Origin of the sequence: Amphritea atlantica, assembly GCF_900111095.1 — a bacterium.
GTDB lineage: Bacteria > Pseudomonadota > Gammaproteobacteria > Pseudomonadales > Balneatricaceae > Amphritea > Amphritea atlantica.
In genome coordinates this window covers 438,622-452,471 of sequence record NZ_FOGB01000001.1, presented here as the reverse complement: position 1 = coordinate 452,471, position 13,850 = coordinate 438,622, and the positions used below count along the sequence as shown (strand labels likewise).

13 protein-coding genes are annotated in these 13,850 nt (G+C 52.6%); 5 read left to right on the top strand and 8 right to left on the bottom strand.

The genetic code is table 11. The features are described 5' to 3' along the window. Window positions 1–245: 245 nt before the first annotated feature. The 8 genes from BMY09_RS02015 to BMY09_RS01985 all read right to left on the bottom strand — a co-directional run bounded on the left by BMY09_RS02015 (window position 246) and on the right by BMY09_RS01985 (window position 8,949). Window positions 246–1,499: an ammonium transporter gene (locus BMY09_RS02015; protein WP_091353226.1), complete on the bottom strand. Its 1,254-nt coding sequence runs from the start codon at window positions 1,497–1,499 to the stop codon at window positions 246–248. A 9-nt stretch (window positions 1,500–1,508) separates the two neighbouring features. After that, the gene (locus BMY09_RS02010) at window positions 1,509–1,847 is read right to left on the bottom strand and encodes a P-II family nitrogen regulator (protein ID WP_091353930.1); all 339 of its coding nucleotides are present in this window, start codon (window positions 1,845–1,847) and stop codon (window positions 1,509–1,511) included. Between the two features lie 287 nt (window positions 1,848–2,134). Beyond that, window positions 2,135–2,953 carry an ethanolamine ammonia-lyase subunit EutC gene (gene eutC, locus BMY09_RS02005; RefSeq protein ID WP_091353223.1) on the bottom strand — a complete coding sequence of 273 codons (819 nt, stop codon included), beginning with the start codon at window positions 2,951–2,953 and terminating at the stop codon, window positions 2,135–2,137. 21 nt (window positions 2,954–2,974) lie between these two features. Beyond that, on the bottom strand, window positions 2,975–4,357 hold the full coding sequence (locus BMY09_RS02000; RefSeq protein WP_091353221.1) for an ethanolamine ammonia-lyase subunit EutB: 1,383 nt from the start codon (window positions 4,355–4,357) through the stop codon (window positions 2,975–2,977). A gap of 100 nt (window positions 4,358–4,457) precedes the next feature. Continuing rightward, complete coding sequence (locus BMY09_RS22105; RefSeq protein ID WP_175483409.1) at window positions 4,458–4,628, bottom strand: hypothetical protein; 171 nt, start codon at window positions 4,626–4,628, stop codon at window positions 4,458–4,460. 8 nt (window positions 4,629–4,636) lie between these two features. Continuing rightward, the gene (locus tag BMY09_RS01995; RefSeq protein ID WP_091353218.1) at window positions 4,637–5,989 is read right to left on the bottom strand and encodes an ammonium transporter; all 1,353 of its coding nucleotides are present in this window, start codon (window positions 5,987–5,989) and stop codon (window positions 4,637–4,639) included. A 269-nt stretch (window positions 5,990–6,258) separates the two neighbouring features. Then, entirely contained in the window at window positions 6,259–6,612 is a 354-nt protein-coding gene (locus tag BMY09_RS01990; protein ID WP_217647371.1) for a cupin domain-containing protein, read from the bottom strand. A 33-nt stretch (window positions 6,613–6,645) separates the two neighbouring features. Beyond that, on the bottom strand, window positions 6,646–8,949 hold the full coding sequence (locus tag BMY09_RS01985) for a DUF1989 domain-containing protein (RefSeq protein WP_091353217.1): 2,304 nt from the start codon (window positions 8,947–8,949) through the stop codon (window positions 6,646–6,648). A 286-nt stretch (window positions 8,950–9,235) separates the two neighbouring features. Here BMY09_RS01985 and BMY09_RS01980 point away from each other — a divergent pair, with 286 nt between their 5' ends. The 5 genes from BMY09_RS01980 to BMY09_RS01960 all read left to right on the top strand — a co-directional run bounded on the left by BMY09_RS01980 (window position 9,236) and on the right by BMY09_RS01960 (window position 13,765). Next, window positions 9,236–10,390 (top strand): sensor histidine kinase, encoded by a 1,155-nt coding sequence (locus BMY09_RS01980; protein ID WP_091353214.1) that lies wholly within the window; start codon window positions 9,236–9,238, stop codon window positions 10,388–10,390. Further along, complete coding sequence (locus tag BMY09_RS01975) at window positions 10,387–11,100, top strand: response regulator (protein ID WP_245756480.1); 714 nt, start codon at window positions 10,387–10,389, stop codon at window positions 11,098–11,100. The genes BMY09_RS01980 and BMY09_RS01975 overlap by 4 nt, the downstream gene beginning before the upstream one ends. Continuing rightward, the gene (locus BMY09_RS01970; RefSeq protein WP_091353212.1) at window positions 11,097–11,882 is read left to right on the top strand and encodes a PAS domain-containing protein; all 786 of its coding nucleotides are present in this window, start codon (window positions 11,097–11,099) and stop codon (window positions 11,880–11,882) included. The genes BMY09_RS01975 and BMY09_RS01970 overlap by 4 nt, the downstream gene beginning before the upstream one ends. A 99-nt stretch (window positions 11,883–11,981) precedes the next feature. Then, window positions 11,982–13,349 (top strand): NAD(P)-binding domain-containing protein, encoded by a 1,368-nt coding sequence (locus tag BMY09_RS01965; RefSeq protein ID WP_091353209.1) that lies wholly within the window; start codon window positions 11,982–11,984, stop codon window positions 13,347–13,349. Between the two features lie 65 nt (window positions 13,350–13,414). Further along, entirely contained in the window at window positions 13,415–13,765 is a 351-nt protein-coding gene (locus tag BMY09_RS01960) for a cupin domain-containing protein (RefSeq protein WP_091353207.1), read from the top strand. The last annotated feature ends 85 nt before the right edge of the window (window positions 13,766–13,850 follow it).

Below are 13,850 nucleotides of genomic sequence, written 5' to 3'. Positions count from 1 at the left end.
TAGGCGGCTGACATTTTATCACCGTTGAATTATTCCTGACGGCAGTACTCAGGCTTCAACGCTGCTCATTATATGAGTTTTACAACGCATACCTATTATTTATTTGCGATGTGAGAAAAAGGCGTACTCCCTATCCACTCTATAGTCTCAGGTATAACCACCGTAAATCAACGCACAAATAAATGAAAAAGCCACCGGCTGAACAGCGGATGGCTTTTCAAGATCAATACAGGGTTCTGTGAAGGTTATTTACCCGAAGTAAATTCCGGATAGGCTTCCATACCACATTCGTGAACATCCATTCCTTCCATCTCCTCCTCTTCGCTGACGCGCAGCCCCATCACTGCTTTGATGATCAGCAGGACAATGAAAGAGGCAATAAACATCCAGGCAAAGGTTACCGACGTACCGATCAACTGGGCCATAAAGGTGGCATCCGGGTTGCTGATCAGTACGGCAAAAATACCCCAGATACCGGCAGCACCATGCACTGAGATGGCTCCCACCGGGTCATCCAGTTTCAGCTTATCCAGTGTCAGCACAGAGATCACAACCACCAGTCCACCCACCGCGCCGATCAGCGATGCTGTACCGGCATCAGGCAGCAGCGGCTCAGCCGTAATTGCCACCAGACCGGCCAGCGCACCGTTGATTGTCATGGTCAGATCGGTTTTACCAAACAGGGCACGGGCAAACAGCGCTGCAACCACCATTCCGGCAGCCGCTGCAGCATTGGTGTTAACAAAGATTTTTGCAACTGCATTAGCCTCTTCAACATTGGCTATTTTCAGTTCTGACCCGCCATTAAATCCGAACCAGCCCATCCACAGAATAAACATCCCCAGAGTTGCCATCGGCAGGTTAGCACCGGGGATCGCCCGTACTTCTCCATGAGAGCCATATTTACCTTTACGCGGCCCCACCAGAATCACTGCGGCCAGAGCGGCAGCTGCGCCCGCCATATGCACCACCACTGATCCGGCAAAATCCAGGAATCCCAGCTCATCCAGGAAACCGCCGCCCCACTTCCAGTAACCCTCCAACGGGTAGATAAAGGAGACCATAAAGACAGCGAAGATCAGGAATGGCCAGAGACGCATCCGTTCAGCCACGGCACCGGAAACAATCGACATGGTTGCAGCGGCAAACACCGCCTGGAAGATAAAGTCCGCCATACTGGAGTAATACGGTGCATCATCGCCACCCGCCACCACAGCGTCTGTGCTGTTATCAGCCCCCAGAAGGAAATCCAGACCGGGAATAATTCCACTGACCGGATCAGCCGGATACATAATGTTATAGCCCACCAGCAGGTAAGCGATACAGGCGATACCATACAGCAGAGCATTCTTATTCAGAATCTCCACGGTGTTCTTGCTGCGGACCAGTCCGGCTTCAAGCATGGCAAAGCCTGCGCCCATCCACATCACCAGCACGGCACATATCAGAAAATAAAATGTATCGAGCGCGTATGACAGTTCAATTGGTAGATTACTCATCTGTTTCTCCTACAATGCAGATGCACCGGATTCTCCGGTACGAATTCTGAAAACCTGATCAAGGTCCTGAATAAACAATTTGCCATCACCAAAAGCACCCGTTCTGGCGGCCCCGGAAATCGCTTCCACAACCTGATCCAGCAGGGCATCATCGAGTGCAATTTCCAGCTTAATTTTGGGTACAAAACTGACACGGTATTCTGCGCCCCGATAAAGTTCAGTGTGCCCCTGTTGGCGCCCATACCCCTTAACTTCAGTAACTGTCAGGCCGCTCACACCAATGGACTGCAAAGGCCCTCTTACCTCTTCCAGTGTGTGCGGCCGGATAATGGCCGTTATTAATTTCATATCTCCTCCAAACTTACCCATAGGGAATATATTATTCTTTAAAGGAATATGTAATATTCATGCCAAGAATATTTTTTTATTTAAAATCATGAAGTTAGATTATCTTTGGCGGGACAACACTCACTCTGGCGCACACTCTTAGTGCGTTGCACCAGTACGAGTCACACAGGTGTGCACTGATTAGCTATCTGAAACCATGCACAGCAGAATAAAAAACCAGCAACACCGGAGGAGGGTGTTACTGGTTTTGGGGGGTGATGAAAGGTTTATCCTCTGCTCTGAGTAAGTCACTCAGGCAGCAGAAAGTTCTTCTTGCCGTGAATCTTTGCAGCTGAGACCGACTGATCCTTAAGGCTGACACCTGAACACTCCAGGCGTATCGATTCATCAATCAGCCAGATCAGTTTTTCGCTGGCCGCTTCGATACTCATTCCGGCAGGGCGGACATTGGAGATGCAGTTACGTCGGGCATCGGTCAGCCCTACCGACGGCTGGTAGGTGTAGTAGATTCCCAGGCTGTCGGGTGAACTGAGCCCGGGGCGTTCGCCCACCAACAGAATCAGCAATTCGGCGCCCAGCAGCTCCGCCACCTCATCGCCAACCGCTACCCGCCCCTGGGTGACAATGGTCACCGGAGCGATACTCAAGCCGCGGTTTGCTAAACGGCTCAGAACAGACCCTGCCATCGCAACAGCGTGATTCTGTACAGCAAGGGATGACAGGCCATCGGCGATCACCAGAGCAACCCTGACACTGTCCGGATGTTTCTGGCGGTATTGCTGCAACTGCTTCACTGAACGCATATCGAGCCGGCGTCCCAGATCAGGACGCTGCAAGTATTCTGTCCGGTCGCGGGCCCGGCTGTGCAGTTGAATGGTTTGGTAGCCTGCGCTATACAACTCCTCCGTTAAGGGTTCAATCTGCAACGCAGTATGCACCGCATCCCGGGCGCTGGCATGATCCATCTGAAATGCCAGCAGAGCGCTGGTTGGCAAACTCACACCGGTACGCCCCTGGGCAATACGGGCAGCGGTATAACGTCGCAGCGCCTGCCAGGGGTTCTCTGTAACAGGGGTTGTTTGCTGCGTTTGTTCTAGCTCATTCATCACCGAACTCCCTGCTCTTTTCTATAAGGACTTCAACAGGTTACTGAAGGTTTCCGGCATGCGCTCAGCCAATCGTCCGGAAGGCTGCGTAATACCGGCCTGCTGCAGCCAGTGATCAAATTCAGGGGCGGGCCTCAGGCCCAGAACTTCACGGATATAGAGGGCGTCGTGAAAAGAGGTGGTCTGATAGTTAAGCATAATATCGTCACCACCCGGGATCCCCATAATAAAGTTGATACCGGCCACCGCCATCTGCGTCAGCAGCATATCCATATCATCCTGATCCGCCTCAGCGTGATTGGTATAACAGATATCACACCCCATCGGCAGCCCCAGCAACTTGCCGCAAAAATGGTCTTCCAGACCCGCACGAATGATCTGTTTACCATCATAAAGGTATTCAGGACCGATAAACCCCACCACCGTATTCACCAGCAGCGGATCAAAATGCCGCGCGACCGCATAGGCGCGCACTTCACAGGTTTGCTGATCCACGCCGTGATGAGCATTGGCCGACAGTGCACTGCCCTGCCCGGTTTCAAAATACATCACGTTGTTACCCACGCTACCCCGCTGCAACTCACGCGCAGCCTGATTAGCTTCACCCAGCAGCGCCAGATTGATACCAAAACTCTCATTGGCGGCCTGGGTACCGGCAATCGACTGGAAGACCAGATCGATCGGAACCCCCCGATTGATCGCTTCGATCTGATTAGTGACATGGGTAAGCACGCAGGACTGGGTTGGGATGCCATAGTGATTAATAATATCATCCAGCATCTTCAGCAAGTCAGTCACTGCCGTATAGTTATCGGAGGCCGGGTTGATACCGATCACCGCATCACCACTGCCATACATCAGGCCATCCAGAATACTGGCTGCCACACCCGCCGGATCATCGACCGGATGGTTGGGTTGCAGCCGTGTAGATAAAACCCCTTTGCCCCCGAGTGAATTTCGAAAAGCGGTTTCATTGCGACATTTTGAGGCCACCAGAATCAGATCCTGCACCCGCATCAGTTTTGATACCGCTGCTACCATTTCCGGTGTCAGCCCCATTGCCAGCCGTTTCAGACTGGCACTATCGGCAGCATCAGAGAGCAACCAGTTACGAAAATCGCCGACCGTCAGATGTGACACCGGGGCAAACGCAACCGGATCATGGCTATCGATAATGAGCCGACTGACCTCATCGACTTCAGGGGGAATGACCTGCTCATGCAAAAATGTCTTGAGTGGCAGGTCGGCCAGCGCCATCTGCGCAGCAACCCGCTGCCGTGCCGATCCGGCTGCCAGACCCGCCAGACAATCACCGGACCGCAGTGGCGTCGCTTTGGCCAGCAGCTCTTTCAGATCAGCAAATTGCCAGCGTTGCTGGCCTGCGGTTGAGGAATAGACAGTCATTGACGCAATACCTTCACACAGACATTTTCAGATAAACATGAAATAAAAATTCCGGAGCAGCCTGAGCTGCCCCGGTGACTTTCACAATCTATAGCTTAGGCTATTTATAATCGATATAGGTGTGATTCTCATGCAATACACTGGCAACCACTGCCCCTACCGTTGCAGCCATCGCCAGCGCCAGAATAATCATCATAACGGATGGGCTGTCAGCAAAGGTGAAGTATGCTTCTGCACCTTCCCAGGTTGTAATAGGACTGGAATTCATCATCGTTCTCCTTATGCAGTTGCAGTAATTTTAGTGGCGGGAAGCTCTTCCGGGGCCGAATATGCAGGCACCGATTCTGGATAAGCCTGCAGCGGAACCTCTACAATATCCAATCCCATCTCTTCCGCTTTTGGCGGTACACGCAAGAAGTTCATCTTCGCCATCACCCAGGAGAGACCGAAGCCTGGCACAAAGCCCAGCAGCGCCATCACTGCCGCACTCATCAGTTGGCCGGAGAAAGACACAGCAGGAGCACCCTCGATAACGTTGGGGAAACCGCTGGCGAAAATACCCAGACCGATAATACCGATCAGACCACCGACACCGTGCACAGCAAAAGCGCCTACAGCATCATCAATTTTGAATTTATTGGTGATAAATTTATCTGCCAGAGGGGAAACGACACCGCCAGTAATACCCAGCAGGAACGCCAGTGGCGGATAGTATAGATCCAGTCCAGGTGCCGCACAGAAGATACCGGACAGTGCGCCGGACATCATCCAGAATGGCTGACGGGTAACAAAGTAAGCACCGATAATACCGCCGGAGAAGGCCATCAGTGTATTAAAGCTAACCGCAGACAGTGTCACCGGAGTACCAAAGATAGTGGTCCACTGAGCACTGCCAGCATAGATGATGCAGCCCCCCAGGAAACCAAAGAAACCCACGATAATCAGCATCAGACCGATAATGGTCATCGGCATACTATGGCCTTTGATATCAACTACAGTGCCATCCGCCAGGAAACGACCGATACGAGGCCCCAGATTAATAGTCACACCCAGTGCGAAGAATCCGGCCACCATATGTACACAGCCTGCTGCGCCAAAGTCGTGGAAACCCCACTCAACAGTCAGCCAGCCGGCTGGATGCCAGCCCCAGGCAGCAGCAAGAATCCAGACCACAGAACCCAGAATAATCGCCAGAATCAGGAATGAGCTCATACGGATACGTTCGATCACAGCACCGGAGAATATCGACGCAGTGGTCGCCGCAAACAGAACGAATGCGCCCCAGAAGATACCGCTGGCATTATCACTCAGGTTTGGCCCCATATTAGTCGACCAGGGCAAGCCTGCTGCAGCCGCTTCATAGTCAGGCGTAAAACCGTTGTACATCGCCAGATAGATCCACCAGCCAAAGAAAAAGAAGGTCGGGATAATAAAGGCAAATGCCAGAATGTTTTTCACACCGGACGCCAGTGCGTTTTTCAGGCGGGATGCACCCATCTCATACGCCAGAAAGCCTGCATGGATAATCACCATCAGGCCGGTACACCACCAATAGAACACCTCCATATTGATGGTGCCCGTCATCTCAATCAGAGTTTGCAACTCCGCAAGTGTAGGGGCTGTCTGCTCCATTTTGGAAACCTCTCATCTGTTAAATTTTCTATTGTTAAGCGTTAGAACTGTGACTCAAACAGTCAAACTTTTATTTATCTATGGGAAACTTTATTTCCCTTAAAGAAATGCAGATATCATACCAATCCGATTATTTATTGATCTATATCAATAAGTTAAAAATATACGCTATAGATTTACACACTTTACTGGCCGGTAAACTGACCCTGTTTGGTGCATCGCATCATTCGGGGTCAATTTATGGCTTCATCGTAGGACAGACGAAACCATCAGCCTTCGCCTTCACGGCGCTGTCCGCAGAAGAAGCCAATGCCATAATCGGATGACTGGAAGGTGATGACCGAACCTTTCGGGAAGTAGAAAATATCCCCTGCCGTTGCCACTACTTCATTGCCCTCTTCATCGGAGATCGTCATCTCGCCTTCGACGATAATCTTCATCTCATGGTAGGTGTACTCATACACCAGCGGTTCATCGGACTTTTCCATACGGAAGAAACCGCTGACGATGGTTTTGTCGGCATCATCGGACACCATTACATCGCCCAGAAAAGCGTTGCATCCCGGACGCTCCATACTCGGTTGTTTCATCTGTGACGCTTGTTTTATGTAGGTCATAGCCATGGGTATTACTCCTTCGAGTTGATAAAAAGTGAATTAACTTCTGACCCGGGTTCGTTCCGGGTCATAGAAAGGCAGCGAGGTGACGCTGACCGCTATTCGTTTACGCTGACCATCCAGCTGCCCGATCTCCAGCGTGGTACCGGGTTCAGCAAACTGAGGTTCTATGCGGCACAGTGCGATCTGACTTTTAATCGCGGGTGAATAGGTAGAACTGGTCACAACGCCCACCGGAAACCGGCCATTAAAGACAGAATCTCCGTGACTCACGGTTTCCTGGCTGTTGATTAGCAGCCCTACCAGTTTTTTCCGGCTGGCGGGGTTTTGAGCGGCTATCGCCTCTCGCCCGACAAAATCATCAGTCTTGGTTTTCAGCGGTACGGTAAAACCGATACCCGCTTCATATGGGTTGGTTTCTGCACAGAACTCGTGATCAGCAAAGATAAGCCCGGCCTCTATCCGCAACATATCCAGTGCATCGAAGCCCAGCGGGGCAATACCATATTGTTCGCCGGTCTCCCAGATACGATCCCAGACCGCGTTTGCTTTATCCGGGTGGCACCAGACCTCAAATCCCAGCTCACCTGTGTAACCGGTGCGGGAGACCATCACCGGAATACCCTCCGGACCATCAAGACGGCCGGTCATAAAGCGAAACCAGCCCAGCTCAGAAACCGGCGTACAAGACTCTCCATTCCAGATAATCTGTTGTAGCAGGTTCCGGCTTTGCGGTCCCTGCACAGCCACGTTGTGTATCTGATCGGTAGATTCCCTCACCTGCACCTGCAACCCCTTTTCAGCAGCCAACTGGCGTAACCAGATACCGCAATAGGAGTCACCACAGATCCAGCGAAACCCGTGCTGCCCCATCCTGAACAACGTACCGTCATCGATCATCCCGCCGGTGCTGTGGCACACCGCCGAGTAGACCACTTCGCCCACCGACATCCGCGCTATGTTGCGGGTCAGAGCATATTGCAGCAGGGTTTCAGCATCAGGCCCCAGCACTTCAAACTTTCGCAGCGGTGTCAGATCGATCATCGCCACCCTTTCGCGACAAGCCAGATACTCGGCTCTGGCACCATAGTTCTGATAATCTGAGGCCACCCAGTAACCGCGATACTCAGTAAACTGCTTGGTCAGGGTGGAGGTGCGGCTATGAAAACCAGTTGGCTTAGTCATACGGGGTTGTTCCTCGGGTGTTATCCGGTATCCCACTGAACGGGGAAACTCACAGGTTGCGGGGTAGATGCGGATATGGATATCGGTTGGGTTCCAGCCGTTGGCCGGATCAATATCGTCGGGACAGGCGGAAGAGGCACAGATCAAATCCCGTGTGGCCCGCAACAGCACATAATCGCCGGCACGGGACCAGGGTTCTTCGAAACCGATGGTGCCGCAGTCGCCAGCCTGGGTATTAAAAAAGAAGTTGATCGCAGGCCAGCCAGCCCGGGGAGCAATACCATAGTCACTCAGGCAGTGATTGAAATTTTCAGTACAATTCAGATGTCCGAAATAACCGCTGTCTTCGTAATATTTACTATTACAGGCAAACAAAAAGCTATCATGCCGACCCACAGTATCCTGCACGACTTCGAGCATGGTTTGCTGCTGTGCATCGGTGAGCTTCGAATGCACACCCGGTTGCGGCAGAGTCAGCCCATTAAGCGTTCGGGTGGCCACCGCATCCAGCGCAACCTCATCCCCCCGGGCCAGCGCCGCAGCATCAAAGGCGATAAAATCACTGCACTGTTTGCCCTCAACATCGATAATCTGAATCCACTCACCCGCTTTCACTTCGTAACTCTTCGCGCTGCATCTGGGCACCCGGAATTCGCAACGAGGCACAGCCAGAGGCAGTGGCAACACAGCATCAGCGGTCGTGAAATGGGCTATCTGTAACGCGGTAACCGGGGATTGCTCAACCACCTGCATATCGCGGCCACAACAGAGCACCACCAGGGTGACCGCAGCAGTAACTTCAAACTCTGGCAGTGTCTGTGCCGTAAAACAGCAGGCCCGCTGCAGTGTTTTTTCACTGACCTCCCAGGCCTGCAACAACGCCTTTAAGCGCAATCCTGAGCCTCCTGGCTGATCCAGTTGCGCCAGGGTATTCACCGCCTTACTGCACGCGTATGAAGGTGACGATGCTTCAATCACACCGCCTTCGGGATCGATAAACAGCAACTCGCACCCCTGCTGCATATCGGCTGAGGTAATACAGATTTTGTCGCCCTGCTGCAGATCAAGGCGCAGAGCCTCCTGCCCCTCCAGCCGATACAACCGCGGTATCCACTCATCCTTCACTCTATCCTCGGCAGGGTGTTGCTGAATCGTCATAGAAAAGCCTCAATTACCTTTTGACCCGATTGTCTTTCGTCTACGGCGCTATGTGAGTGCACTATCGATCTCTTCAGAACTAACTTGGTGCACACAGATCTTCGCTTTGACAGCAGAAATTAATTTCCCATTGGTTAAAAATATTTACTCATGGTGATTTGAGACACAATTCTCAGGAAGGGGTAATCCATAGGGAGTAGCCCCTCATCTATGGCACAAAAACTGCAATGTTAACTCTGGAAGAAAACCTTTCCCTGAGCGGGAAACCAGCAGTAAGGAGGTTCGAATGGCGGTTTCATTGCCACTATGGCTGCACAATTTTCCCCGGCTGTTTCGCGATCAGCCCGCACCACAGAAAGAGATTGTCTGCGCCCCAGCCCTGACACAACTGGTGGTCGATCTGGCTTGCAGCGAAGATATCCGGCTCAGCCTGGAACAGGCACTAAACCGACTGCAAAGCTATATCGGTTTCTATCTTCAGGCGCAGGTCTATCTGATCGGTATGCCGACCCCGCAGCGGGATCAGCTACTGCACGCCGCATCAATCGCCCCGCCAATCGGCCTGGCCGGTCAGTTGCGCTATCAACTGACGGAACATTGCATCAGTGACGCCAATGAGTTGCGCTATAAACTACCGGGCACAGCTCTGTCTGTTCATGCTCTGCAGTTACGCTTTGATGAACAGAGTCCGGCGGGCTGGATGGTACTCTGCTTTAAAGACAGCCTGCCGGATAGCGAGCAGATCAACCGGGTATCGGGCCCGGTTGCCGAGGCACTCAGCGGCGGGCTGAGTAGCTGGTACCGGCAGCAGTCCCGCATCAATGCCGCGATCTCATCAGAGAAAGCCGCCCATGCTGCCGAACTGCATGACTCCATGGCGCAGATTCTCGGCTATATGCGGATTAAGGCATCGCGACTGGCGGATCAGTGTAAGCGCAGATCCGAACCGGAGCTGGCGGCAATCAGTGAAGACCTGTGCCATCAGGCCCAGTGTGCCTATCGCCAGACCCGGGAACTGATCGCCTGCTCAAGGCTTTCTATCGAACAGGGACAGCTGGTTGAGGCGATCAGCCAGGCCATCAGCGAATTCGAACAGCGCAGCGCTATTGTTTTTGAACTGGATAACCGGGTGGGTGCCCAGCTGATCACCGAAGATGACTCCCAGGCGATCTTTATTATTCGTGAAGCCCTTAACAACATCGTCCGCCATGCCCATGCCTCGCATGCCCGGGTACAGCTATTACCCCTGAGTGATAGCTCAATACGGATCCGTATTGAGGATAACGGCAAGGGAATCTGTGCCGAACAGGCCCGCCAGGACAGCTTTGGCATGAAAATCATGCAGGAGCGGGCACAGCGGATCCACGCCAGCCTGTTTATTCTGCCTCGCCCTCAGGGCGGCACCCGTATAGATCTGGTGATTGCGGACACACCCCGATGAATCCAACTAAGTGTGATGATCTTATGAATGAAGTTAGCCTGACCAATGTCATTATTGTTGATGACCATCCCCTCTTCAGACGGGGGGTGGTTGAGCTGCTGAACGACAGTGGCGAGTTCAGAGTACTGGCGGATTTCGATGGTGGGCAACAGCTACTTGAAGCCCTCCCCGGCCTCTCCGCCGACCTACTGCTACTGGATATGCATATGCCGGAGCTTTCCGGGCTGCAACTATTGCAGCAACTTAAACAGCTGGGGGCTGAACAGAAGATCGTGTTTCTCACCGCATCGGATGACAGCAGCGAACTGTTTGAAGCGATCTCGGCGGGTGCACATGGCTATCTGCTGAAAGACTCTGCACCAGAACTGATCATCAGTGGTCTGAAAGGTGTGATGCAGGGCAATATCGCCATGGATCATACCGGTGTCACCATGCTGGCACACCATCTGAGTAAGGGGGATCAACAGCCCCGGGAAATTACAGAGAACAATCACTTCGATCTGACTGAACGGGAACAACAAACGCTGGAGCTAATTACCCGGGGGATGAGCAATAAACTGATCGCCCGGGAACTGGGTATCAGTGATGGCACGGTTAAGGTCTATGTTAAAAACCTGTTGCGCAAACTGAACGTCAGCTCCCGCCTGGAGCTGGCCGCCTGGGCTCATGCAAATCAGCCTCACGCATCAGAGACAGGGGGCGGTCTATGACGGTGCTCAGGCTATTCCGCCGTACACCCAGTGCAGATCTGCCAGCGCTGAGCGAAGTACTCAACAGCCTGGGAGATGCCGTTTTGGTGTTTAACAGCGATTTGCAAATCAGCTATGTTAATGCCTGTTGGAAAAACCTGACGGGGTACACCAGTAAAGAGGCCACCAATACCTGCTTCAGTGACTATATCCATCCGGAAGAGCTACAAAACTGGATCGATATCACCCGGAAAGTTAGCCGGGAGGGCGATAGCCAGTTTCTCTGGTTCCGCCTGATCCGCAAGGATAGCGAGGTACGCTGGTGTGAAATTCGCCTGCAACCGTTGCGCAGCGGTGATCCCTTTCCCCTGACGGCCACCCTTTGCGATATCACCCCCCAGGTTCGGGAGGATGAGATCAGCAAAGCCAGCCATCGCAGCCTGTCTGGATTAGTTAACCGGATACCGGGAATGCTCTATCGGGGGCGTAATGATACCCGCTGGACCATGGAGTATGTCAGTGAAGGGTGCCAGGAACTAACCGGTTACAACCGTGATCAGTTGCTCAATCAGACCCAGCTCTCCATCGGAGGACTGATCCACCCCAATGATGCGGGCAGAGTCTGGGAAACGGTACAACAGGCCCTGCAGCAGCACCGTTGTTTTGAGTTGTACTACCAGATACTCCATGCCGACGGTCAGTACCGTCAGGTGTATGAGAAAGGCCAGGGTATCTACTCCTCCACCGGTGCCGTTCTGGGTGTTGAAGGGATCATTCTCAATATCAGCCCCCCTTCAGAGTAACCCGGGTTACCCCTTTTGACTTATCCACTCTGAGGAATTTATCACCGTCCGATATCTTAATAACCTGATGAAAAGAACGTAATTATCAGGAGATTACAGATGACAAAGCGAGTAGCGATAATCGGTGCCGGCCCCAGTGGTCTGGCTCAACTTCGGGCCTTTCAGTCAGCTCAGGAGAAAGGCGCAGAGATACCAGATATGGTCTGTTTTGAAAAACAGAGCGACTGGGGCGGCTTATGGAACTACACCTGGCGCACCGGTCTGGATGAGCATGGCGAGCCAGTACACGGCAGTATGTATCGCTACCTCTGGTCCAACGGCCCGAAAGAGTGTCTGGAGTTCGCTGATTACAGTTTTGATGAACATTTCGGTAAACCGATCGCCTCATACCCGCCCCGTGAAGTGCTCTGGGATTACATTAAAGGCCGGGTAGAGAAAGCCGGAGTGCGTGACTATATCCGTTTTAACACGCCGGTCCGCAATATCACCTTCGATGACACCAGCAAGCTTTTCACCGTAACCGTGCACGATCACACCACCGATACCGTTTACTCTGAAGAGTTCGACTATGTAGTCTGCGCCTCGGGCCACTTTTCTACTCCACGGGTACCGGAATTTGAGGGTTTCAGCACCTTTGGCGGCCGCATTCTGCATGCCCATGATTTCCGTGACGCACTGGAATTTAAAGACAAGGATATTCTGCTGGTCGGCAGTAGTTATTCCGCCGAGGATATCGGTTCTCAGTGTTACAAATATGGCGCCCGCAGCCTGATCAGCTGTTACCGCACCGCACCGATGAACTACAAGTGGCCGGAGAACTGGGAGGAGAAACCGCTGCTGCAACGGGTAGATACCGATACCGCCTACTTTGCCGATGGCAGCAGCCGTAAGATTGATGCCATCATCCTCTGCACCGGCTATCTGCATCACTTCCCCTTCATCGATGAATCCCTGCGCCTGAAAACCGACAACCGCCTCTGGGCGATGGACCTCTATAAAGGGGTCGTCTGGGAACACAATACCCAGATGTTCTATCTCGGTATGCAGGACCAGTGGTACACCTTCAATATGTTTGATGCCCAGGCCTGGTATGTACGCGATGTCATTCTCGGTCGAATCGAACTGCCAGCGACCAAAGAGGAGATGACCGCCAACAGCATGGAGTGGCGTGAACGGGAACTGCCCCTGAAAACCGCCGAAGAGATGTTTACCTTCCAGGGTGACTATATCCTCGAACTGATTGAAGCGACCGATTATCCCACCTTCGATATCGAAGGCGTGCGCCAGACCTTCCTCGAATGGAAACATCACAAGAAGGAAGACATTATGACCTTCCGTGACTACTCTTTCCGCTCACTGATGACCGGCACGATGTCCCCACCGCACCACACGCCCTGGATCGATGCGCTGGATGATTCACTGGAAGCCTATCTGTCTGATAAGAGCGAAGTTAAGCAGGCAGGTTAACCACTATCCGGGCCGGTCACTGACCGGCCTTTCGTTTCATTAAAGAAACCATCAGGAAACACACTATGAATCGGGTCACAAAAATTATCAATAAAAGCGTCACCCCCATAACTGATGATCTGGAAGGTTGGGAGAAGGTCGACGGTAACCCCACCATGACCACCTGGATCGAATACACCAGCCCCGACGAGTCGATGATCACCGGCTGCTGGGCTGCCACGCCGGGCACCTACCGCGCCACTTACGCCAGCTGGGAGTTTATCCACCTGATCGAAGGCAAAGTGATTATCACCGAGGATGGGCAGGAACCACAGACTCTGATGCCCGGTGATGCGTTTATGGTCGACGCTGGCTTTACCGGCACCTGGGAGATCATTGAACCGGTGTTTAAGCACTTTGCGATTAAGTTGAAATAGAACTTTCAACCAGAGCGCTCATAAACTAAGCAGCGGAATAAAAGCTGCTTAGTTTATACCGATAAAGCAGGATGATTTGCTCTGA

Coding starts and splice junctions, on each gene's coding strand:
- BMY09_RS02015 (WP_091353226.1), bottom strand. CDS start 1,499: ATGAGTAATCTACCAATTGAACTGTCATACGCGCTCGATACATTTTAT.
- BMY09_RS02010 (WP_091353930.1), bottom strand. CDS start 1,847: ATGAAATTAATAACGGCCATTATCCGGCCGCACACACTGGAAGAGGTA.
- eutC (WP_091353223.1), bottom strand. CDS start 2,953: ATGAATGAGCTAGAACAAACGCAGCAAACAACCCCTGTTACAGAGAAC.
- BMY09_RS02000 (WP_091353221.1), bottom strand. CDS start 4,357: ATGACTGTCTATTCCTCAACCGCAGGCCAGCAACGCTGGCAATTTGCT.
- BMY09_RS22105 (WP_175483409.1), bottom strand. CDS start 4,628: ATGATGAATTCCAGTCCTATTACAACCTGGGAAGGTGCAGAAGCATAC.
- BMY09_RS01995 (WP_091353218.1), bottom strand. CDS start 5,989: ATGGAGCAGACAGCCCCTACACTTGCGGAGTTGCAAACTCTGATTGAG.
- BMY09_RS01990 (WP_217647371.1), bottom strand. CDS start 6,612: ATGGCTATGACCTACATAAAACAAGCGTCACAGATGAAACAACCGAGT.
- BMY09_RS01985 (WP_091353217.1), bottom strand. CDS start 8,949: ATGACGATTCAGCAACACCCTGCCGAGGATAGAGTGAAGGATGAGTGG.
- BMY09_RS01980 (WP_091353214.1), top strand. CDS start 9,236: ATGGCGGTTTCATTGCCACTATGGCTGCACAATTTTCCCCGGCTGTTT.
- BMY09_RS01975 (WP_245756480.1), top strand. CDS start 10,387: ATGAATCCAACTAAGTGTGATGATCTTATGAATGAAGTTAGCCTGACC.
- BMY09_RS01970 (WP_091353212.1), top strand. CDS start 11,097: ATGACGGTGCTCAGGCTATTCCGCCGTACACCCAGTGCAGATCTGCCA.
- BMY09_RS01965 (WP_091353209.1), top strand. CDS start 11,982: ATGACAAAGCGAGTAGCGATAATCGGTGCCGGCCCCAGTGGTCTGGCT.
- BMY09_RS01960 (WP_091353207.1), top strand. CDS start 13,415: ATGAATCGGGTCACAAAAATTATCAATAAAAGCGTCACCCCCATAACT.